Consider the following 19,368-nt stretch of genomic DNA (forward strand, 5'->3'; position numbering starts at 1 on the left):
CCCTACCGGCGCCGGGTCCGTCGTCGGCGGCGTGCCCGCCCCGCGCCGACTACGAGGCCGCGGAGATCGCGTAGAGCGTCGTGGTACCCGAGACCTCGTTCGCCACTGCGAGCATGGGCTCGCCGGTGGGGCTCGTCGCCGCGGGGATGAAGGTCAGGCCCTCCGGGCCGAGGTCGCCGGCATCCGAGAGCCGCTCGACGCCGTCGTCCTCGACCGAGACCGAGAAGTCCCGGTTGTTGAGGTAGGTCACGAACGCGGATGAGGCCGGATCCGTGATGTCGTACACGATGACGCCGCCGACGCGCTCGAAGCCGATGAACGCGTACGTGCGCCCGTCGACCTCGCCGATGGCGAGGCTCTCCGGCTCGGGGCCCTTGTCGTCGCTCCGACCTTCGAGGTTCGACTCGCTGTGGTTCGAGTTGAAGGACTCCGGCGCCGCCTCGTGCGTGATGCGCTCGAAGTCCTCGCCCGAGTCGAAGACCTGCTCGCCGTCGGTCGTCCAGATCGAGAACGATCGCGATCCGAAGGCGTAGAGCTCCTCGTAGCAGGTGCCGTCCTCGCTCAGCCCCATCGCGGTGGAGACGTTCAGCCGGCCGAGGTCGCCGTCGCCCGTGAGGGTGGCGGCCGGGCTCGTCTCGCAGAGCGGCGCGTGGCCGTCGTCGCCGAGGTCCTTCACGCGGGCGTTCTCCGCGTAGTCGCCCCACTCGCGCGCGTCGCCCTCGTTCGCCGAGACGAGGTAGGCCTCGCCTGCGGCCCGGTAGGCGACGAGGCCGTCGGGGAGGTACATGCCCTTCAGGCCGGCGAAGGTCCGGACGCCGAAGGTCGGCGCATCCCGGGGGTCCCGATCCGACGGGTCGATGCCGTGTCCGGCCTCGGAGTGGTCGACGAATCCGAACGGAACGACCGCCTCGACCGTCGCGGCCTCGAGATCCACCACGGCGAACGCGTTCGCCTCCTGCAGCGCGACGTACGCGGTGTCGCCGTCGATCGCGACGTACTCGGGCTCGAGGTTGCGCGAGACCGGCAGGTCGGCCTCGGGGGTCGGGCCGAATACGCGCACCTCCTCCGGCAGCGGCTTCGCGCCGCCCGCCTCGAACTCGTGGAAGTCCGCGATGCGGACGTCGACCTCGCTCGCGGCCGACACCGTGGCGGGCAGGTCGATCACCGCGATCGAGCCCTCGGGGTCGCTCGAGAAGTCGTCGGCCGGCTCGCCCTCGTTCGCGACGACCGCCCGTGTGCCGTCCTCGGAGATGGCGACCATGTCGGGCAGTGCGCCGACGACGACCGAGCCGAGCACGCGCGGCGTCTTCTTCCTGGCGTCGAAGAAGACGGCCCGACCGGGGGCGGTCTTGTCGTCGCCGTCCTCGACTGCGACGACGCCGAGCCCGTCCGCGCGGATCGCGACCGAGTTGGCGATGCCGTCGCTCGCGACCTCGCCGACCTTCTTCGGCTTCGACGGCTTCTTCACGTCGATCACCTCGACGAGACCGGCCTGGGCGTTCACGACGTAGAGCCGGCCGTCGTACGACGCGACGATCTCGGCCGCCGACTCGTCGAACACCCCGGTCTCGTACGTGCCGACGGGCGACAGGCTCAGTTCGGCACCGTCGGCGACGACCTCGACGGGCGCGTCGACGATGGCGGTGCGGACGGGCAGCGCGACCGCCGGGGCCGCTGCGAGGCAGCCGGCGACGACGGCGCCCACGAGGATCGGCGCCGCGGCGCGCCGGATGCGGGGTCGGGTGGAGAGCATGGATCACCTTCGGTCAGGGGACGGGACGGCCCTCACTCTCGTCCCGCACGGCGAACCGCGGATTGCCGCGAGGTGAACGTTCGGACCCGCTCAGACGACCGCCGCGAGCACGCTCTGCTCGGGCACGGGCGTGCGCGCGAGCGAGCCCCACGCCCTCGTGAGGGCCTGCACCGCGGCATCCGTCGTCTCGGCGTCGTAGCAGATCGGCAGTCGCAGGAACCGCTCGAACGCGCCGTCGATCCCGAACCGCGGGCCCGCCGCGACGATGAGTCCCTGCGTGCGCGCGGCGAGCGCGAGCTGCGAGCTCACGGGCGCGCCGAGGCCGACCCACGTCGCGATGCCGCCGTCGACGTGCGGAACGTGCCAGCCGGGGAACGCGTCGGCGAGTCGCCGCTCGAGGTGGTCACGGCCGGCGCGGAGCTGCTCGCGGCGCTCGTCGAGGATGTCGTCCATCCGGGCGAGCAGTCGCGCGACGATGAGCTGCTCGAGGATCGGCGTGCCGAGGTCGCCCGGCGATCGCACGGCGAGGAGCCGGCGGATGAGCGGGCGGTCCGCGCGGATCCAGCCGACGCGCACGCCGCCCCACACGGTCTTGCCCACGGAGCCGACCATGACCGCCGGGCCGTAGGCCGCGAGCGGCTTGAGGTCGAGCCCTCGGTCGATGTCGAGTTCGGCGGTCGTCTCGTCGGCGATCACGACGGTGCCCTGGCGCGCCGCGGCATCGAGCACGCGCTCGCGGGCCTCGGCGTCGAGCGAGCGCCCGGTGGGGTTGTGGAAGTCGGGCATGAGGTACGCGGCGACGGGGTTCGCGTGGCCCATCGCGCGGACGAGGTCGCCCGCCTCGTCGACGGCGCCGAACCCGTCCGGTCCGACGTCGTTCGGCGCCGTCGCGACGGTGACGAGCCGGGCGCCCGCGGCACGGAGCGCCTCGTAGGCGTGGGGGTAGGTGGGCGCCTCGATGACGGCGCGGTCGCCGCGCCCGACGACGGCGCGGGAGAGCAGGGCGATCGCGTGCTGCGCGCCGAGGGTGACCATCACCTGCTCGGGGTCGGTGGGCAGGCCGCGGGTCGTGTAGCGGTCGGCGATCGCCGCCCGCAGCTGCGGGATGCCGATCGGGTCGAAGCCCGGGTCGCCGAGATGCGCGGGGAGGTCCTCGACCGCCTCGCGGGCGACCTCCGCGAGCCACGGCAGTGCGGGGAGGGCGGCCTTGGAGAAGTCGACGTAGTCGGCCGCGGGCGGCACGGGGAGGACGGCGGGCGCGCCCGGCAGCCGGGCGACGCTTCCGGAGCCCCGGAGGCTGCGGAGCATCCGCTGCTCGCGCAGTTCGCGATAGGCCGCGGTGACGGTGGTGCGGCTGAGACCGAGCCGCGCGGCGAGGTCGCGTTCGGCGGGGAGGCGGGTGCCGACGGGGATCCGCCCGTCGAGGATCAGCAGGCGGATGCGGTCGGCGAGCGTCCGGTAGGCGCTGCCGCCGTCGGCGCGCCAGTCGCCGAGGAGGGTCTCGAGGGCGCGAGCGCTCAGGGTGGCTTCCATGGTGCGGGCCACTTTAGAGCAATTGGCTTCTTGCCGAAAGGCCAATTCGGAGATTGGATTGCCATCATGCCGTTCCGACTCCCTCGCACCACCGACTCCGCACCCGTGTTCGGGCGCCGCCTCGTGCAGCTGTTCGGCGGCCTGTACCTCTACGGGCTCGGCATCGCGCTGATCGTGCGCGGCGAGCTCGGCGTCGCCCCGTGGGACGTGCTCACGCAGGGCATCGCGAAGCAGACCGGGCTCGGCTTCGGGCTCATCACCGTGATCACGAGCGGGATCGTGCTGCTGCTCTGGATCCCGATCCGGCAGAAGCCCGGCTTCGGCACGCTCATGAACGCGCTCCTCGTGGGGCCCTTCGCCGACCTCTCGCTGTGGATGATCCCGACGGGACTGGACCTCTGGGTGCGCATCGTCATGCTCTTCGGCGGCATCGTCGTGCTCGCCGCGGCGACCGGCCTCTACATCGGCGCCCACTTCGGCCCCGGGCCGCGCGACGGGCTGATGACCGGCCTCCACCGCCGCACCGGATGGAAGATCTGGATCGTCCGCACCGGGATCGAGGTGACCGTGCTCGTGACCGGGTTCCTGCTCGGCGGCAATGTGGGCATCGGCACGCTCGCGTTCGCGCTCCTCATCGGCCCGCTCTGCGGGTGGACGATCCCGCTGTTCGCGGTGCGCCGCGGCCCGGCCGTCCGTCGCAGGACGCGGGACCGGGACATCCCGCACCCCGCGACGGGCGCCGCACCCGCGCAGGCCTGACCGCTCGGCCGCCGTCGGCGGATCGAGTCTCGTCGCCGGGTCGGAGCGGCATCGCAGGGTGGAACACCCCACGAGACGGACGCGAAGCCAGCCCCAATCCGGGGGATTCCACCCGGTTCGGGCCGACTGCTAGCGTGCGGCCAGCCGTCGCAGACGCGGCCGACGCAGACCGAGGATCCTCGCGACGTACCTCTGGAGGAGACACCATGCGCACTCGCACGATCCTCGCCGCCGCCGGCGCCCTCGCCGCCATCGGCGCACTCGGCCTCGCGACCCCCGCGATCGCCGCCGAACCGAAGGTGAACCCGAACGCATCGTGCGTCGGGCTCACCTTCGTGCCCCAGGCCGTGGGCGAGCCCGGGGCGATCGCCCATCGGATCGCGGAGATCAAGGGCTTCATCGACATCCCGTTCGGAGCCGTCATCGGCGACTTCGCCCGCTGGGACCAGTCGGAGTGCTGAGTCGCGCCCGACGGGGCGCAGTGCCGGCCGACCGATGAGCGGATGCCGCGGGGCGCGTGCCCCGCGGCATCCGTCGTCTCGAGCGCGGCAGCGCCTACAGGTTCGCCTCGGCGAACACCCGCAGCGCATCGCGCACGAACGCCGCACCCTGCTCGCCGCCGTAGTTGGCCGCGAAGCGCGGGTCGGCGACGTACATCTCGCCGAGCCCGATGACGTACGCCCTCACGTCGCCGCCGGGTGTGCCCGCCGGCGTGCCCGGGATGCCCGTCAGCCACGCGACGTGGCGCTTCGCGAGCGCCTGCGCCTCCACGGAGTCCGGCGCGACGCCCGAGTCGGCGGCCGCGGTCCAGTCGCGTCCGAGTGCCGCGCTGCGCTCCTTCCACGCGGCGCGCTCGTCGTCGCGCATGCCGCGCCACCAGCGGTCGCCGGCGGCGTACGCGTCGGCGCCCCAGCGCTCCTCGACCTCCTCGCGGTACTGCGTGTGGTCGAAGCCGTCCAGCATGTCCTTCGCCATGATCTCCTCACCTCCCTCCAATGCCTCGATCGTCCGTTCGACCGACGCGACCTGGCGCGCCAGCCGGTCCTGCTCGTGGCGGAGCCACGCGAGGTGCCCCTCGAGCGCGCGCGCCTCGCCGGTCTGCCCGGCGAGCACGTCGGCGATCGCCGGGAGCCCCAGACCCAGTTCGCGCAGCAGCAGGATGCGCTGCAGGCGCACGAGCGCGGCCCGGTCGTAGTACCGGTACCCGTTGCCGCCGATGCGGCTCGGCGGCAGCAGCCCCAGGTCGTCGTAGTGACGCAGCGTGCGGCTCGTCGTGCCGGCGAGCTTCGCGATCTCCTGGATCGACCAGTCCATGGGCCGCCTCCTCTCGTGTCCGTCGGTGTCTCCACGGTAGAACTTGACGTAGCGTCAAGGTCAAGCGGATGCCGCAGCCGCGACGCACTCGCCTGAAACGCGATATATCTTGACTTGCCCGGAAACGCGATATATCGTGATTCCGAACCGTCCATCAGAAGGAGCACGCACATGGCCATCGAGAAGTGGGTCGTGAACCCCGGGGAGAACCGGGTCATCGACCTCGAACTCGTCCGCAAGCTCAAGGTCAGCCTCATCGGCGGCAAGGTCGACGTCATCGCGCACGACGAACCCGGCGCCCGGGTCGAGGTGTCGAACGTCACCGGCAAGGACCTGATGATCCGGATCGACGGGGACTCGCTCGAGATCGACCACCCGCAGCTGCGGTGGGACAACTTCCTCGAGGTCTTCAAGGGCTTCACGGGCAGCGCCAAGGCCGAGGTGTCGATCCTCGCGCCGCGGCACGTCGCCATGAAGCTCGGCGTCGTCTCGGGCGACGCGCTCGTATCGGGCTTCGACAACGACGGCAGGTTCAGCTCGGTCTCGGGCGACCTCGTCATCGACAACCACGCGGGCGACGTCGAGTGCTCGAGCGTCTCGGGCGAGATCTCGGTCGGCGACCACACCGGCAGGGTCACCGCGCACACCGTCTCGGGCGACGTGACGGTGACCGGCGAGGTCGGCTCCTTCAACGTCGACACGGTCTCCGGCGACATGGTGCTCGACGCGAAGGGCACGCCGAGCCGGGTCGACACCAACAGCGTGTCGGGCGACCTCACGCTCCGCTTCGACCCCGGCAGCGGCGCCCGCTACCGCGTGAACACGGTGAGCGGCAAGCTGCTGCTCGACGACACGCAGATCAAGGGCACGCTGGGCAAGGGCTTCGAGCGCGTCACGGGCGAACTCGAGGGCACCTGGCTCGACCTCGGCGCGAACAGCGTGTCGGGCAGCATCTCGGTGATCCGGCGCCAGCCGGCGACGGCTCCCGCCGACTCCGGCGAGGCCTCGGCATGAACCCCCCGGTGTTCGCCCACGGGAACCTGCGCCTCTACCTGCTCGCCCTGCTCGAGGAGCAGCCCCGTCACGGGTACGAGCTGATCCAGGCGCTGTCCGACCGTTTCGGCGGCACGTACTCGCCGAGCGCCGGCACGATCTACCCGCGCCTCGCCAAGCTCGAGGAGGAGGGACTCGTGACCAAGCGCACCGACGGCCGCAAGTCGGTGTACGAGATCACCGACGCCGGCCGCGCCGAGCTCGAGTCCCGCCGGCACGAGCTCGACGCCATCGAGGACGACATGACCGACTCGATCCGGCGCCTCGCCGAGGGCGTCCGCGCCGAGGTCGACTCGGCCATGCGCACGCTCAGGGCCGAGCTGGCGAGCGCGGCCCGCGAGGCGCGCAAGGCCGCGACGACCGAACCGGCGACCCCCCAGCCGACGGCCGAGTCGACCCGTGCGATGCACGAGGCCGACCTCGCCATCACCGAGTTCCGCCAGCAGATCCGGCTGGAACTGCGCAACCAGGCCAATCGCGGTCGCGTGAACGCCGACACGGTGTCGCTGCTGCGCACTCGGCTCGCCGACGTTCGCGCCGAGGTCCTGCAGGAACTCGCGCAGGGGTGATCCGGCGCGTGCGGATGTCGGCGGCATCCGCTTGCATGTGAGCATGACGGATGTCGCGCTCCGCCCGTGGTCGGCAGTCGACCTCGACCTGCTGCGGCGCAACAACGCGCCCGAGCTGATGGAACACCTGGGTGGTCCGGAGTCCGAGGCCAAGCTGCTCGCGCGACACGCGCGCTACCTCCGCGGCTGGGAGGACGGCTCGTCTCGCATGTTCGCGATCGTCACGCCGGAGCACCCCGAGGGGGTCGGCGCGATCGGGTTCTGGCCGCGCGACGAGGGCGGGCGAGAGCTGTTCGAGGTCGGCTGGGCCGTGCAGGCGGCGTTCCAGGGGCGCGGGTACGCCCGGGCGGCGCTCGCGCAGGTGATCGCCGAAGCCCATCGCGTCGACCCCGCCCGCGCCATCGCCGCGTACCCGCGCGTCGACAACGACCCGTCCAACGCGCTCTGCCGCCGCGCGGGCTTCGTACTCGAGGGCGTCGAGGAGTTCGAGTTCCCCAAGGGCACGTGGCTGCCGTCGAACGTGTGGGTGCTGCCCGCCCCCGCGCCGGGCACGGCGTAGCCTCGACGGGTGCCCCCCTCGCTCGCGGTCTTCGTCGGCGGTCTCGCCGGAACGGGCCTGCGCCTCGCGCTCGACACCGCGCTGCCGCACGCCGACGACGGATTCCCGTGGTCGACCTTCATCGCGAACCTCGTGGGCACGTTCGTGCTCGGCTGGCTCGCGGGCGGGCTCTGGACCCGTCCGTCGACGCCCGCGTGGATGAAGGCGGGCATCGGCTCGGGACTCATCGGCTCGTTCACCACCCTGTCGGCCGTGATGGGCGCGGTCGCGATCCTCGACCGCGAGGAGGCGACGGCCCTCGCGGCCCTCTACCTCGGCGCCTCGCTCGTCGCCGGCCTCGCGCTCGCCGCCGCAGGCCTGAAGCTCGGCTCGGCACTCGCGCATCGCCCCATGCCCACGGAGGTCACGGACGACGGGGCGACGCTGTGAGCGCGCTCGTCGTCGCGGCCGTGCTCGTCGCGGGCGCCGTCGGCGCGGTCATCCGGTACCTGCTCTCGAAGGCCTACCCGGTGCGTCCGGGCCACCTGCCGGGCGGCATCCTCGTCGTCAACCTCGTCGGTTCCGGCCTCGCCGGCGCCGTCATCGGGCTCGCCGAACGCGCCGCCGTCTCCGACGACGTGCGCCTCGTGCTCGTCAGCGGATTCTGCGGCGGACTGACCACGTTCAGCACCTGGTGCGTCGAGACGATCGAGCTCGCCGACGGCGGCCGTTGGCGCGCGGCCGTGCTGAACGTGCTGGTCACGCTCGCGCTCGGCATCGGCGCGGCCCTCGGCCTCTACCTCCTGGCCAGGGGGTGACCGGTCCGCTCAGATCATCGCCATGATCTGGCGCGCGATCATGCGCCCGGCGCGACTCGCCCCGATCGTCGACGCCTGCGGCCCGTAGCCGGCCAGGAAGATCCGCGGATCGTGCCAGGCGGCGCCCTGCCCGACCGTCACGCCGCCGGCCTTCTCGCGGAGCTTCAGCGGGGCGAGGTGGCGCAGCTCGGGCCGGAAGCCGGTCGCCCAGATGATGGCATCCGCCTTCGCCTCGCTGCCGTCGGACCAGACCACGCGGTCGGCCTCGATGCGGTCGAACATCGGCTTCGCGGAGAGCAGCCCGCGTTCGATCCCGGCCGCGATGCGCCGGTTCTTCGGAACGCCGGTCCCGCTCACGACCGACGGCAGCGCGCGACCGGCGCGGGCCGCCTCGTCCTGCCTGGACACCGCCGCCGACGCGCCCTCGAGGTCGAGCTCCTGCCGGTCGAGCCAGTCGATCGGGCGGCGCGAGACCCACGTGAGACCGGATGCCACGCCCTCGAGTTCGAGCATGAAGCCGATCGCCGAGGTCCCGCCGCCGACCACCACGACGTCCTCGTCGCGGAAGTCCTCGGCCGAGGCGAAGTCGGAGGTGTGCACGTGACGCCCGCGGAAGTCGCCCATGCCCGGGTAGTACGGCACGAACGGCGAGCCCCACGTCCCGGTGGCGTTGACGAGGTACTGGGTGTGCAGTTCGCCCCGCGGCGCGGGCGGCGGCGCCGCCGCCTCGAAGGTCTTGCGCCGGCGACCGAAGAAGCCGCGGCTCTTCAGCTCCTCGGCGGGCTGCGGGCTCAGGTCCTCGTACTCGATGCGCAGGTCGACGCCGTCGTTGGTGATGCGCCGGACGTCGACGGGACGATGCACGTTCAAGCGGTAGTGCTCCTCGAACCGGCCGTAGTAGTCGGCGACGACCTCCTTGGCGGGAAGCGTCCGGTCGGCGGTCTCGAAGCTGATGCCGAGCTCCCCCATGCCCGGCAGGTCGTTCACCTTGTGCGCCGTGCCCAGGCGCAGGGACGACCAGCGATGCTGCCACGCGCCACCCGGTCCGGGGGCGCGATCGAGCATGACGAAGTCCTCGTCGGCGACGAGTTCGAAGCGTCGCAGGTAATAGGCGACAGACAGCCCCGCCTGTCCGGCACCGATCACCGCGACCTTCACGCGGTCGGGGATCGTATCCACCCCACCATCCCACCATGCCCGGAGGGGTGCTGGTCGCCACGGCGTGGCGCGCAGGGCACCTCCACAGCGCCGCCGTGGCATCCGATCGGCGCCCGGCGCGGTGGTAAACTACCAGCCGGGATTGTTCATTATCAAAGAGCCGGGTGACGTCCATCCCATCCGGCCAGACGTCGTAAGGGGGTCACGCATGGGGCGCGGCCGTCAGAAAGCCAAGCACACCAAGGTCGCTCGGGAGCTGAAGTACTTCAGCCCGGCCACCGATTACAGCGCGCTCGAGCGCGAGCTCACGGCTTCGAATCACGACCACACCGACGAGGAGATGTCGAAGTGGGCGGAATACGCCGACGACGAGTCCTACGTCCACGACGACGGGTCCCACCGCTCCTGATCATCCCCGGCTGAGCGGTCTCACCCGAGAGTGGCGCCGCGCCGGGGGTTCTCGCATGCCCGGAGGGCCGCAGCGCGCCCTCCGGTGCAGTGCGGGCGTCGGTGCACTTGCGGGTCATCCCCGGAGCATCCGCCTGAGACCGAGGCCCGTCACGAACGCGATCGTGAGGGCCATCAGCACGCCTGACGCCGCGAAGAGCGCGAAGACCGCCGGAGCCGGGGTGCCCACGTCGACGATCGGCGACGGCGCGAACGTGAACGGCAGGCCCGCGAGCCAGGCGACCATGCCGAGCGGCACCCACCGCCACGGTCGCGGTACGCCGGACGCCGCCAGGACGGGCCATTGCGCGAGCGGGATGCTCGCGAGCAGTGCGAGGCCGGCGAACCCGACGACCACCCACGTCGCAGGCAGGGTCCAGTCGATCCCGACGCCGGCGTCGTCGAGCGTCGACGGCAGCATCCCGAGCGCCCAGGCAGCGGATGCCGCGGCCGCCGTCGCGGCGACCCACCTGCCGACGGGCACCGCGGCCGGTCCGCGACGCAGCGCGAGCGACTGGCCGAGACCCAGGAGCGCGCCCTCCCCCGCGCCGAACACGACCAGCAGGAGCCATGCCGTCCACCCGCCGAGGCCGGTGGCATCGGCGAGCGCGAAGCCCGTGACCGGGACGAGGAATCCGACGCTCTCGCCGAGGGTCGTGCCCGTCACCCAGCGGGCGAGCCCGAACGTCCCCGAGGCGGTGCCGCGACCGCTGCGCACCGGAGACGCGTCGCCCATGCGGCGACGGTAGCGGGCCGGACGACACGGCGCACGGCCGATGGTCCCGCGGGCGCGGCTCGCGCGGCGGCTCAGGCGGCCGGCTCAGGCGCCGGCCTGCTCCGAACGCCACTGCGCCGTGGTCTCCGCGAAGCGCTCGAGCTCCTCGAGCGTGCCGCCGGCCGTGATGGCACGCAGCACGATCTCGTCGACGATCCCGTCGTAGGCGTGCAGGGCCGAGCTGCGGTCGATCGTCGCATCGATCGGCTGGATGCCGAGTCGCGCGAAGTTCGCGGCGTAGGACGCGTACGACCCGTATCGATCGGCCTCCTTCTGCAGCGCCGCGCGCGCGGCGCCATCGGAGATGGTGCGGGCGTAGACCACTCCGCGCACGCGTTCGGCGCGGCCGCGCGAGTCGTGTCGCAGGTCGGCCATCGCCTCGGTCGCCGCGCCGGGCGTCAGCCAGTTCAGCACGACCGCGTCGGCGAGCTCGGCGGCGAGTCGGCGCATGCGCGGGCCGAGGGCGCCCACCGCGATCGCGGCGTCGGTGCGGGTGCGGAGTTCGGCGACGCCGTCGGCGACGACGGCGACCGGGTGTCGCACGCCGCCGGATCCGATGCCGATCGTCGTGCGCTCCGGGGGGATGCCCGCGAGTTCGAGGCTTCCGACCGGTCGACGATCGATCGGGATGACGCCGGTCGCGAGCCCGAGCCGCTCGGTCGCCTCGGCGACCACGCGGAGCCCGGCGAGCGAGTCGCCGCCCGGGACGTCGTTCAGCCAGATCGCGTCGAATCCGAGCCGCTCGAGCCGCGGGGCGAGCGCGCGCAGCGTCTCCGGCGCCGTCGTTCCGGGCAGTCCGATCGAGAGCGCGGCACGCATCCGCTCAGCCCGCGTAGCTGCCGACGAGGCGGACGGCTCCGCCGTCCACGCCCTTGGCTCCCTGCTCCCAGCCGGATGCCTCGACGTCGCGTGCGCCGGTCGAGACCGTGCCGACCTGCCAGGCGGGCAGGCCGAGCGTGCCCAGTTCGGCGATGACGGATGCCGCGGCATCCGCCGACACGACCGCGAAGAAGCCGACGCCGAGGTTCCAGGTGCCCTCGGTCGACTCGAGCGTCGTGCCCGCGAGGTCGTTCAGGACCCGGAACACGGGCTGCGGCGACCACGTGGAGCGGTCGACCTCGACCCAGGAGCCGCGAGGGAGCACACGCGCCAGGTTCGCAGCGATGCCGCCGCCGGTGACGTGCGAGAGCGAGTGCACGGCTGCACCGAGCGTGTCGTGCGCGAGGAGGCGCACGAGCGGGCCGGAGTACAGGCGGGTGGGTTCGAGGAGCGCTTCGCCCCAGGTCGTGCCGAGGTCGGCCGAGGCATCCGTGTACGAGAGGTTCGCGTTCGCCAGGACGTGCCGGACCAGCGAGTAGCCGTTCGAGTGCAGCCCCGAGGACTCGATCGCGATGACGGCGTCGCCGTCCTGCACGCGCTCGGCGCCCAGGGCGCGGTCGGCCTCGACGACGCCCACGGCGGCACCCGCGACGTCGTAGTCGTCGACGCCCATGAGGCCGGGGTGCTCGGCGGTCTCGCCGCCGACGAGCGCGGTGCCGGTCTCGGCGCAGGCGCGGGCGATCCCCGTGACGATCGCGGCGATGCGGTCGGGCACGACCTTGCCGCAGGCGATGTAGTCGGTCATGAAGAGCGGGGTCGCGCCGACCACGACGATGTCGTCGACGACCATGCCGACGAGGTCCTGGCCGATCGTGTCGTGGATGTCGAGCGCCTGCGCGATCGCGATCTTCGTGCCGACGCCGTCGGTCGAGGTCGCGAGGAGGGGGCGCGCGTAGTCCTTCGCGAACGAGAGGTCGTAGAGCCCGGCGAAGCCGCCGACGCCGCCGAGCACGTTCGGCCCGTGGGTGTTCGCGACCGCCTCCTTCATCAGTTCGACGGCGAGGTCGCCGGCGGCGGTGTCGACTCCGGCAGCGGCATAGGACGAGTTCGCGCTCACCCGACAAGGGTACCCGCGCGAGGTGCGCCGCTCGGGCCCGCTGTCGGGGGCCGGCGGTAGAATCCGTGCATGCACGCGGGTGCCACGCCATCGTGGGTGATTCGCGAGAACGCGAGCACCGGAGCCCTCCTCGCCCTCTACCTGCGGGAGGTGCTCGGCATCGCGTCGCCCGCCGAACTCCCCCGACTCCGCGAGGTGGGTCGCATCGGCCCCGAGGCGGCGCGCGACGTCGACGCGCACGACACCCTCGAGAAGCAGTGGCGCGAGTGGTGGTCGATGACCATCGAGCCCGAGTCGCACCCGTCCCCGGTGCCGCTCGAACTGGTCGACGAGTACGGCACCGCCGTCGCCCTCCCCGTCAGCGGCGCAGAGGCACTCGCCGCCGCCATCCGCCCGCACGCCGAGGCAGCCCTCGCGTGGGCGGAATGGGCGCACGAGCGCTACCGCACGGCCTCCGCCGCACGCTCCGGCGACACCTACCGGGCCTACGCGGGCTCGATCGCCGAGCACGAGCGCGAGGTGGGGCGGCGTGCCCACTCGTTCGAGTTGAACGTCGAGGTGCTGCCGCTCGCGGCATCCGGCATCTGGTGGATCGGCGAGAAGACCGTGGCCGTGACCGACACGCTCAGGTCGGATGCCGCGGCGTTCGACGACGCGATCCACCCGATCATCGCCGAGCTCGCCTGAGGCGCCGCGTTCCCGCGCGTCCGGGCGCCGCGCCCGCCCTGCGGGCCTCGTCACGCGACCGTGGCAGACTCGATCGCATGAGCATCTGGTTCGGCGAGCCCTCACTGGAGTGGGCGAACTCTCGCGGCGAGCACGCCCTGATCCGCGCCCTCGGCATCGAGATGACCGAGATCACCGACGGCTCGCTGAAGGGGCGGATGCCGGTCGACCACCGCACCCGACAGCCCGCCGGCGTGCTGCACGGCGGCGCGTCCGTCGCACTCGCCGAGACGCTCGCGAGCTGGGGCGCCTCGTTCACGGTCGACCCGTCGCAGTACTACTGCGTCGGCATGGAGATCAACGCGAACCACGTCCGCCCGGTCTCCGAGGGCTGGGTCCACGCGGAGGCCAGCCCGATCACGCGCGGGCGCACGACGCAGGTCTGGGACATCCGCATCACCGACGAGCAGGGGCGCCTCGTGTGCGTCTCGCGGTGCACCATGGCGGTGCTGCCGACGCCGTCGCAGTACTGACACGCGCCGAGTCCCACGCGTATCGTGGGGCCGTGAAGCCGTTCGTCCTCCTCGCCACACGTGCCGAGGACCAGCCCGCCGACGAGGAGTACGCGCTGTTCCTCCGCGGCACCGGCCTGGACGAGCGCGACCTCGTCCGCGTCCGCCTCGAGTCCGGACCGATGCCCCGACTCGACCTCGACGGCCTGTCGGGCATCTTCGTCGGCGGCGGCCCGTTCAACGCGTCCGATCCGCCAGAGCGGAAGTCGCCCGTGCAGCATCGCGTCGAGGCCGAGTTCGCGGCCCTGCTCGACGAGGTCGTCGCCCGCGACTTCCCCTTCCTCGGCGCCTGCTACGGCGTCGGCACGCTGGGAGCCCACCAGGGCGCGCTGATCGACGACCGCTACGCCGAGAAGATCGGCGTAGTGCCCGTGACGCTGACCGACGCCGGGGCCGCCGACCCGCTCCTCGCCGGGCTGCCGGAGACGTTCAACGCGTTCGTCGGGCACAAGGAGGCGATCCGGGCCCTGCCGCCGTCGGCGACGCTGCTCGGCTCGTCGCCGACGTGCCCGGTGCAGGTCTTCCGCGTCGGCTCCAACGTCTACGCCACGCAGTTCCACCCCGAGCTCGACCTGGAGGGCATCATCGTGCGCATCCGCGCGTACGCGAGCTACGGCTACTTCGCCGACGACGAGCTCGAGCTCACGCTCGCCGCCGCCGCGCGCGCGGTCGTGTCCGAGCCGAGCCGGATGCTGGGCACGTTCGTCGAGCGCTACGCGCGCTGAGCGGACGCGTCACGGGCGAGCCGTGAACACCTCGCGCAACCCCGGCCACGCCGGCGCCCGCGCGAACACCGGGATCCGCTCGATCGGCACCTCGACGCGCACGACGCCATCGCCGGCGACAGCCTCCCCCGACCACGCGTCGACCCACTCGCCGGGCGGCAGCGCGACCTCGTGCGTCGTCTCACCCTCGTCGACGACGGGCGAGACGAACAGGTCGCGCCCGAGGAACCACTGCAGCGGATGGGTCCAGGCGGTCTCGAGGGTCGGGTGGTCGAAGTACACCGGGCGCATGAGCGGCGCCGAGGTGCGGATGCTCTCGGCGGCCTCGGCCGCGAGGTACGGCACGAGCCGCTCGCGCAGGTGCGCGTACGCACGGAAGACCGGAAGGACCCGATCGTCGCCAGTGCGTTCGGCGAGGTTCCAGGGCGTGCGGTCGCGCACCGGCCGCCGGTGGTGGTTGAACTCGGAGTGGTACTGCATGATCGGCACGAACGTCGACGCGGCGGTCGCACGCAGGTAGAGCTCGGCGCTCGGCAGCGGGCCCGAGAAGCCCGCGAGGTCCCAGCCCCAGTAGAGGATGCCGCTCGCCGCCGCCGAGAGCCCTGCGAACATCGACCAGCGGAACGCCTCCCACGTGGAGTTCTCGTCGCCCGCCCAGAAGGCGCCGTGCGCCTGCGACCCGGTGAAGCCGGCCCGGCTGAACGTCACGGGCGCCTTGCCCGCCGACCGGAGCAGGTCGCCGTAGGCCTTGGCGTACGCGACCGGGAACAGGTTGTTCCCCTCGTCGCCGCGCGTTCCGTCGAGGTAGGCGAGCTCACGGCCCCAGGCGTGCTCGCCGCCATCCGTCTTGAAGCCGTCGATGCCGACCTCCTCGACGAGGTACCGGCGCTTCTCGGTCCACCACCGCGCGGCCCGCTCGTCGGTGAGGTCGGGCATCGTCGACAGCGGGAACCACCACCCGCGGTTGCGGTACGGGCGCAGCTCGCCGCGCGCGTTCGGCTCGCGGATCAGCACGCCCTCGCGCTCGGCGGCGAGCGCGTCGGCCCTCGCCTGACCCGTCGGATGCGGTCGTGCCTTCAGCAGCGGGATCTGCCAGAGGTGCACGCGGATGTCGCGGGCGTGCAGCTCGTCGACCATGCCCTTCGGGTCGGGCCAGGCGCCGTCCGCCGGGAAGGTGAAGTCGGCGAGCCGGTGCGGTGCGCCGTCCTCGGCGACCTCGTACTCGGCGTCGCGGAAGGCGGTGAAGGTGCGCTCGTCGCTCCACGCCTCGATGACGACCGAGCCGACGGGCACGTCGTGGTCGCGGTGCAGGTCCATCTGGCGGACGACCTCGGCCTGCGTGTTCCACTCGTTGCCGCTCGCCCAGAGCCGGAACACCCAGTCGGGCAGCTCCTCGGGGCGGCCGACCTCGGCGAGGAACGCGTCGAGCACGTCGGTGGGCGTGCCGTCGTAGAACGCGACGGCGACGGCGGTCTCGCCGGCCGCGGCATCCGCCTCGACCTCGACGACGAGCCGATCGGGCTCGCTCGCGCCGACGTCGAACCACGCGCGCCGCGACGTGCGCACGTGGAAGCCCCAGCCCTCGCCGCCCACGACGTGCGCGAACGGCATCGGGAGGTAGGTCTTCCGTTCGGCGCCCTGCGACTTGTACTGCTCGAAGACGACCGAGTCGAGCTCGGTGCCCCGGTGATCGAGCGCATCGAAGCGCTCCCCGAAGCCCGTGACGTGCTCGCCGTCGGCGAGCGGCAGCGCGAGGCGCACGCGGCGCACGCGCGCGCCGTCGGTCAGGACCTGCACGCTGCCCGGGATGACGCGGCTCGCCGCCGCGGTCGAGACGATGCCGTCGGGGGCGTCGGCCCAACCCGAGACGGCAGCCTCGAACCGGCGCGTGCGCTGCATGCCGCCGTCGGTCGTGCGCCCGACGAAGCGGTATCGGATGGCGCTGCCCGCCTCGGGCGCAGGCAACTCGACCGCCCAGCCGCCGGCCGTCCGCGCGAGCCGCGCCTGCGCGGAGGCGAGGTGCCCGCCGTCGATCGTCTGGCCGCGCGACGTGCGCGTCGCGCGCGCGAGCGGGAGGCGTTCGGTGCGGCGCGAGCCCGCGGCATCCGTGACCTCGACCTCGACCTCGACGGACTCGACGTCGGACGTCGCACGGACGCCGAGCCGGAGCGGCTCGCCTGCGACGGGGTCGACCGGCCGGCGCTGCTCGGTGTCGATCGAGTACGGGTGGCCGGAGCCGAACGGGCGGTGGCGGATCATCGGGCGGACTCCTGGGGTGCGGGTGCGGATTCGGGTGCGCCGTCGAGGGCCACGGCGAGTCGGACGAGCATGGCGTGGCTCCAGAGCAGCGGGTCGGCGGACGGCCCCCAACGCGCGACCCACTCGTCGACCCGGGAGGGGTCGAGGAGGTGCCGTTCCACCTGCTCGGGCATCGACCCGTCCGCCCCCGCGGTCCCGGCCGCCCAGTCGAGCAGCTCGCGCGCACGGTCGGCGTCGCCGGCGCGCGCGTGGGCGAGGCCGAGGAAGCAGGAGAGCAACGGCCACTGGCCGCCGCCGAAGTAGGTGTCGCCGACGAAGCGGTGCACGCCGCCGTCGACCGTCAGGTCGCGCTCGATCGCGGCGATGGTGCCGGCACCGAGCTCGGATGCCGCGGGGACGACGTCCATGACCCCGACGATCGCCGCGAGGCTCGCGTCGACGGCCGTCGAGCCGACCCACTTCGACAGGTGCCCCTCGGCGACGCCGCGCCGCACCATGAACCCCTCGACGTCCGCCGCCGCCGCAGCCGCGAGTGCGGCGCCGTCGTCGTCGAGGACGCCGAGCGACGCGGCCGCTCGCAGTCCGGCCGCGATGCAGCCGAGCGTGGACACGTGCACGTGCTCGGCGTGCTCCTCCCACCAGTCGAAGCACGGGCGCTGCCACGAGGACGCGAGGTAGTCGACCGTGAGCGCGATCGCCGACGCCCAGCGCGCGGCGTCCGCGCCGTGCCGACGCGCATGCTCGGCGATCGCCCAGAGCCAGGTCCCGTATCCGTCGAGCTGGAAGTCCCACCACTCGTCGTCGCCGGCCCGGCCGTCGAAGGTGAAGCGCGTGGGCAGCATCGCGGAATCCGCGACCGGCGCTCCGGTCCGGGCGGCCGCCGTGATCGCGCCGATGTCGTCGCGACGGGACTCGAGCACGCCGGCGCACCAGTCGAAGAACCGCTCGGCCGACTCGGCGCGGCCGTACGCGGACATGGCGTCAGCGATGAACGCGCCGTCGCGGAACCAGCTGTACCCGGCGTACGCCGAGAACGTGGGGCTCGCGGGGTAGGCGCCGCCGGCGTCCTGGAGCGTGGCGATGAGGTCGGCGCTCGAGGCGACCAGCGCAGCGAGGTCGGCGCGGGCGGCGCCGGCGGTCGTGGGAAGGGTCATCGTGGGGCTGCCTCCGTGCGTGGTGGATGGGCGGGGCCGGGCGCGTGGGCGCCCGGCCCCGAGGCGGTGCGAGCGGTCAGCCGCCGATGGCGGCGTTGATGCGCTCCTCGGCGGAGTCGAGCGCCTCCTGCACGGTCTTCCGACCGGCCTGCGCCTCGACGAGCTCCTCGGTCATGATGTCCTGCATCTCCTGCTGGCCCTCGGCGACCACGGGCGGGAGCGCGACGTCCTCGAGCGAGTCGAAGACGGCCTGCCGGTTCTCGGGGTTCCCGAGCGTGAGGTAGCTGTCGAGCGCGGCCTCGTCGGAGGTCGCCGGGAGCTCCCATCCCGCATCCAGGCGGGTCTGGACCATGACGTCGCTCGAGGTGAGGTACTCGGCGAAGGCGGCAGCGGCCTCCTGGTGCTCCGATCCCGCAGAGACGCCGACCGCGTTCGAGAAGAGCGCACTCGCCTGCTGGGCGTTGCCCGGCTCGACCGCGATGTCCCAGCCGAAGGGCGCGTCGGCGAATGCGCCGAACATCCAGATGCCCGTGTGCAGCATCGCGAGCTTCCCGTCGAGGAAGAGGTTGGTGTCGAAGTCGGGCGTGCCCTGGCCGTCCTCGATGGTCGGCATGGTCGTGCCGCTCTTGCCGACGAGCCACTCGGCGGCCTCGACGCCCTCCGGCGTGTTGAACGCGACGGCCGTGCCGTCGGAGTCCAGGAACTCGCCGCCGTTCTGCGCGAGCACCTTGTAGTACTCGTAGAAGCTCACGGGCTGGTGGTCGCCCCACACGCCTGCGGCCTCGTCGGTGAGCTGCTCGGCCGCTGCCTGCTCGTCGGCCCAGGTCCAGTCCGCGCTCGGCGTCTCGACGCCCGCGGCCTCGAACAGGTCGCTGTTGTAGAAGAGCACGACGGTCGAGAAGGAGCTGGGCAGGGCGTACTGCGTGCCATCCGCCTGGTAGGCCTCGAGCACGCTCTGACGGTAGGCGGACGGGTCCTCCGGATCGAGCTCGGCGAGGACGCCGTTCGCCTGGTACTGGGCGAAGTTCGCGTACTCGATGTCGAACACGTCGGCGACGGTGCCCGCGGCGAGGTCGGTCTGCAGCGCCGTACCGTAGTCGGCGTACGGCAGCGTGGTGACCTCGACCGTCACGTCGGGGTTCTCCTCCTCGAACGCGTCGACGATGGCCTGGAGGTTCTCCTCGTTGCCGCCGTTCGAGATGAAGTTCGTGTAGGTGATGGTGACGGGGCCGTCGGCGTCGCCGGACGAGTCGCCGGCCGAGCAGCCGGTCAGGGCGAGTGCGGCGGCGGCGACGATGCCGACGCCGGCCAGTGCTGTGGTCCTCATGGTGCGTATCTC

Annotated in this window: 21 protein-coding genes; 11 read left to right on the forward strand and 10 right to left on the reverse strand. The window is 72.7% G+C overall.

Translation table 11 applies throughout. The annotated features are described in order from the left end of the window. Window positions 1–49 precede the first annotated feature (49 nt). Window positions 50–1,753 carry a choice-of-anchor I family protein gene (locus ACFVHK_RS00230; protein WP_376927062.1) on the reverse strand — a complete coding sequence of 568 codons (1,704 nt, stop codon included), beginning with the start codon at window positions 1,751–1,753 and terminating at the stop codon, window positions 50–52. Window positions 1,754–1,843: 90 nt separating this feature from the next. Next, the gene (gene yczR / locus ACFVHK_RS00235; RefSeq protein WP_376927063.1) at window positions 1,844–3,286 is read right to left on the reverse strand and encodes a MocR-like transcription factor YczR; all 1,443 of its coding nucleotides are present in this window, start codon (window positions 3,284–3,286) and stop codon (window positions 1,844–1,846) included. 66 nt (window positions 3,287–3,352) lie between these two features. Here yczR and yczE point away from each other — a divergent pair, with 66 nt between their 5' ends. Both yczE and ACFVHK_RS00245 read left to right on the forward strand, forming a co-directional pair. Then, the gene (gene yczE, locus ACFVHK_RS00240; RefSeq protein WP_376927064.1) at window positions 3,353–4,045 is read left to right on the forward strand and encodes a membrane protein YczE; all 693 of its coding nucleotides are present in this window, start codon (window positions 3,353–3,355) and stop codon (window positions 4,043–4,045) included. A gap of 206 nt (window positions 4,046–4,251) precedes the next feature. Beyond that, entirely contained in the window at window positions 4,252–4,506 is a 255-nt protein-coding gene (locus ACFVHK_RS00245) for a hypothetical protein (protein ID WP_376927065.1), read from the forward strand. A gap of 94 nt (window positions 4,507–4,600) precedes the next feature. On the opposite strand, the gene ACFVHK_RS00250 is transcribed toward ACFVHK_RS00245, so the two are convergent. After that, window positions 4,601–5,359: a MerR family transcriptional regulator gene (locus ACFVHK_RS00250; RefSeq protein WP_376927066.1), complete on the reverse strand. Its 759-nt coding sequence runs from the start codon at window positions 5,357–5,359 to the stop codon at window positions 4,601–4,603. Between the two features lie 171 nt (window positions 5,360–5,530). Between ACFVHK_RS00250 and ACFVHK_RS00255 the strand changes: the two genes are divergently transcribed. Genes ACFVHK_RS00255 through crcB form a run of 5 tightly spaced genes read left to right on the forward strand, consistent with a single transcriptional unit; the run spans window position 5,531 to window position 8,337 of the window. Next, a complete protein-coding gene (locus ACFVHK_RS00255; protein WP_376927067.1) occupies window positions 5,531–6,373 on the forward strand; it encodes a DUF4097 family beta strand repeat-containing protein in 843 nt (280 codons plus the stop codon). After that, window positions 6,370–6,981 carry a PadR family transcriptional regulator gene (locus ACFVHK_RS00260; RefSeq protein ID WP_129234855.1) on the forward strand — a complete coding sequence of 204 codons (612 nt, stop codon included), beginning with the start codon at window positions 6,370–6,372 and terminating at the stop codon, window positions 6,979–6,981. Before ACFVHK_RS00255 ends, ACFVHK_RS00260 begins: the two co-directional genes overlap by 4 nt. A gap of 43 nt (window positions 6,982–7,024) precedes the next feature. Then, window positions 7,025–7,540: a GNAT family N-acetyltransferase gene (locus ACFVHK_RS00265; protein ID WP_376927068.1), complete on the forward strand. Its 516-nt coding sequence runs from the start codon at window positions 7,025–7,027 to the stop codon at window positions 7,538–7,540. A gap of 9 nt (window positions 7,541–7,549) precedes the next feature. Further along, on the forward strand, window positions 7,550–7,969 hold the full coding sequence (locus tag ACFVHK_RS00270; RefSeq protein ID WP_129234857.1) for a FluC/FEX family fluoride channel: 420 nt from the start codon (window positions 7,550–7,552) through the stop codon (window positions 7,967–7,969). Beyond that, complete coding sequence (gene crcB, locus ACFVHK_RS00275) at window positions 7,966–8,337, forward strand: fluoride efflux transporter CrcB (RefSeq protein ID WP_376927069.1); 372 nt, start codon at window positions 7,966–7,968, stop codon at window positions 8,335–8,337. Before ACFVHK_RS00270 ends, crcB begins: the two co-directional genes overlap by 4 nt. Before the next feature lie 9 nt (window positions 8,338–8,346). On the opposite strand, the gene ACFVHK_RS00280 is transcribed toward crcB, so the two are convergent. Beyond that, window positions 8,347–9,516 carry an NAD(P)-binding domain-containing protein gene (locus ACFVHK_RS00280; protein WP_376927070.1) on the reverse strand — a complete coding sequence of 390 codons (1,170 nt, stop codon included), beginning with the start codon at window positions 9,514–9,516 and terminating at the stop codon, window positions 8,347–8,349. Between the two features lie 187 nt (window positions 9,517–9,703). Here ACFVHK_RS00280 and ACFVHK_RS00285 point away from each other — a divergent pair, with 187 nt between their 5' ends. Continuing rightward, window positions 9,704–9,904, forward strand: coding sequence for a DUF3073 domain-containing protein (locus tag ACFVHK_RS00285; RefSeq protein ID WP_129234860.1), 201 nt, complete (start codon window positions 9,704–9,706; stop codon window positions 9,902–9,904). A gap of 114 nt (window positions 9,905–10,018) precedes the next feature. Here ACFVHK_RS00285 and ACFVHK_RS00290 read toward each other — a convergent pair whose 3' ends face one another. From ACFVHK_RS00290 to purM, 3 genes are all read right to left on the reverse strand, one after another. Beyond that, window positions 10,019–10,678, reverse strand: coding sequence for a hypothetical protein (locus ACFVHK_RS00290; protein ID WP_376927071.1), 660 nt, complete (start codon window positions 10,676–10,678; stop codon window positions 10,019–10,021). Window positions 10,679–10,762: 84 nt separating this feature from the next. Beyond that, the gene (locus ACFVHK_RS00295; RefSeq protein WP_376927072.1) at window positions 10,763–11,536 is read right to left on the reverse strand and encodes an LLM class flavin-dependent oxidoreductase; all 774 of its coding nucleotides are present in this window, start codon (window positions 11,534–11,536) and stop codon (window positions 10,763–10,765) included. Window positions 11,537–11,540: 4 nt separating this feature from the next. Next, entirely contained in the window at window positions 11,541–12,584 is a 1,044-nt protein-coding gene (gene purM / locus ACFVHK_RS00300) for a phosphoribosylformylglycinamidine cyclo-ligase (RefSeq protein ID WP_376927638.1), read from the reverse strand. A gap of 138 nt (window positions 12,585–12,722) precedes the next feature. Here purM and ACFVHK_RS00305 point away from each other — a divergent pair, with 138 nt between their 5' ends. From ACFVHK_RS00305 to ACFVHK_RS00315, 3 genes are all read left to right on the forward strand, one after another. Continuing rightward, the gene (locus tag ACFVHK_RS00305) at window positions 12,723–13,340 is read left to right on the forward strand and encodes a zinc-binding alcohol dehydrogenase (RefSeq protein ID WP_129234912.1); all 618 of its coding nucleotides are present in this window, start codon (window positions 12,723–12,725) and stop codon (window positions 13,338–13,340) included. Between the two features lie 77 nt (window positions 13,341–13,417). Further along, window positions 13,418–13,852: a hotdog fold thioesterase gene (locus ACFVHK_RS00310; protein ID WP_129234914.1), complete on the forward strand. Its 435-nt coding sequence runs from the start codon at window positions 13,418–13,420 to the stop codon at window positions 13,850–13,852. A 32-nt stretch (window positions 13,853–13,884) separates the two neighbouring features. Beyond that, on the forward strand, window positions 13,885–14,616 hold the full coding sequence (locus ACFVHK_RS00315) for a glutamine amidotransferase (protein ID WP_376927073.1): 732 nt from the start codon (window positions 13,885–13,887) through the stop codon (window positions 14,614–14,616). 9 nt (window positions 14,617–14,625) lie between these two features. Here ACFVHK_RS00315 and ACFVHK_RS00320 read toward each other — a convergent pair whose 3' ends face one another. From ACFVHK_RS00320 to ACFVHK_RS00330, 3 genes are all read right to left on the reverse strand, one after another. Then, window positions 14,626–16,875, reverse strand: a complete 2,250-nt coding sequence (locus ACFVHK_RS00320) for a glycoside hydrolase family 31 protein (protein ID WP_376927074.1) — start codon at window positions 16,873–16,875, stop codon at window positions 14,626–14,628. Then, window positions 16,872–18,029 carry a glycoside hydrolase family 15 protein gene (locus tag ACFVHK_RS00325; RefSeq protein ID WP_376927075.1) on the reverse strand — a complete coding sequence of 386 codons (1,158 nt, stop codon included), beginning with the start codon at window positions 18,027–18,029 and terminating at the stop codon, window positions 16,872–16,874. Before ACFVHK_RS00325 ends, ACFVHK_RS00320 begins: the two co-directional genes overlap by 4 nt. Before the next feature lie 76 nt (window positions 18,030–18,105). Then, entirely contained in the window at window positions 18,106–19,356 is a 1,251-nt protein-coding gene (locus tag ACFVHK_RS00330) for an ABC transporter substrate-binding protein (RefSeq protein WP_376927076.1), read from the reverse strand. Between the last annotated feature and the right edge of the window lie 12 nt (window positions 19,357–19,368).

It is taken from the genome of Agromyces binzhouensis, assembly GCF_042672355.1.
Taxonomy (GTDB): domain Bacteria; phylum Actinomycetota; class Actinomycetes; order Actinomycetales; family Microbacteriaceae; genus Agromyces; species Agromyces binzhouensis.

What these genes read in the sequence shown, in the direction of transcription:
- ACFVHK_RS00250 (WP_376927066.1), bottom strand. Translation starts at nt 5,359, where the DNA reads ATGGACTGGTCGATCCAGGAGATCGCGAAGCTCGCCGGCACGACGAGC.
- ACFVHK_RS00295 (WP_376927072.1), bottom strand. Translation starts at nt 11,536, where the DNA reads ATGCGTGCCGCGCTCTCGATCGGACTGCCCGGAACGACGGCGCCGGAG.
- ACFVHK_RS00260 (WP_129234855.1), top strand. Translation starts at nt 6,370, where the DNA reads ATGAACCCCCCGGTGTTCGCCCACGGGAACCTGCGCCTCTACCTGCTC.
- ACFVHK_RS00305 (WP_129234912.1), top strand. Translation starts at nt 12,723, where the DNA reads ATGCACGCGGGTGCCACGCCATCGTGGGTGATTCGCGAGAACGCGAGC.
- ACFVHK_RS00310 (WP_129234914.1), top strand. Translation starts at nt 13,418, where the DNA reads ATGAGCATCTGGTTCGGCGAGCCCTCACTGGAGTGGGCGAACTCTCGC.
- ACFVHK_RS00330 (WP_376927076.1), bottom strand. Translation starts at nt 19,356, where the DNA reads ATGAGGACCACAGCACTGGCCGGCGTCGGCATCGTCGCCGCCGCCGCA.
- ACFVHK_RS00320 (WP_376927074.1), bottom strand. Translation starts at nt 16,875, where the DNA reads ATGATCCGCCACCGCCCGTTCGGCTCCGGCCACCCGTACTCGATCGAC.
- yczE (WP_376927064.1), top strand. Translation starts at nt 3,353, where the DNA reads ATGCCGTTCCGACTCCCTCGCACCACCGACTCCGCACCCGTGTTCGGG.
- ACFVHK_RS00230 (WP_376927062.1), bottom strand. Translation starts at nt 1,753, where the DNA reads ATGCTCTCCACCCGACCCCGCATCCGGCGCGCCGCGGCGCCGATCCTC.
- yczR (WP_376927063.1), bottom strand. Translation starts at nt 3,286, where the DNA reads ATGGAAGCCACCCTGAGCGCTCGCGCCCTCGAGACCCTCCTCGGCGAC.
- ACFVHK_RS00245 (WP_376927065.1), top strand. Translation starts at nt 4,252, where the DNA reads ATGCGCACTCGCACGATCCTCGCCGCCGCCGGCGCCCTCGCCGCCATC.
- ACFVHK_RS00285 (WP_129234860.1), top strand. Translation starts at nt 9,704, where the DNA reads ATGGGGCGCGGCCGTCAGAAAGCCAAGCACACCAAGGTCGCTCGGGAG.
- ACFVHK_RS00265 (WP_376927068.1), top strand. Translation starts at nt 7,025, where the DNA reads ATGACGGATGTCGCGCTCCGCCCGTGGTCGGCAGTCGACCTCGACCTG.
- ACFVHK_RS00325 (WP_376927075.1), bottom strand. Translation starts at nt 18,029, where the DNA reads ATGACCCTTCCCACGACCGCCGGCGCCGCCCGCGCCGACCTCGCTGCG.
- ACFVHK_RS00255 (WP_376927067.1), top strand. Translation starts at nt 5,531, where the DNA reads ATGGCCATCGAGAAGTGGGTCGTGAACCCCGGGGAGAACCGGGTCATC.
- purM (WP_376927638.1), bottom strand. Translation starts at nt 12,584, where the DNA reads ATGAAGGAGGCGGTCGCGAACACCCACGGGCCGAACGTGCTCGGCGGC.
- ACFVHK_RS00290 (WP_376927071.1), bottom strand. Translation starts at nt 10,678, where the DNA reads ATGGGCGACGCGTCTCCGGTGCGCAGCGGTCGCGGCACCGCCTCGGGG.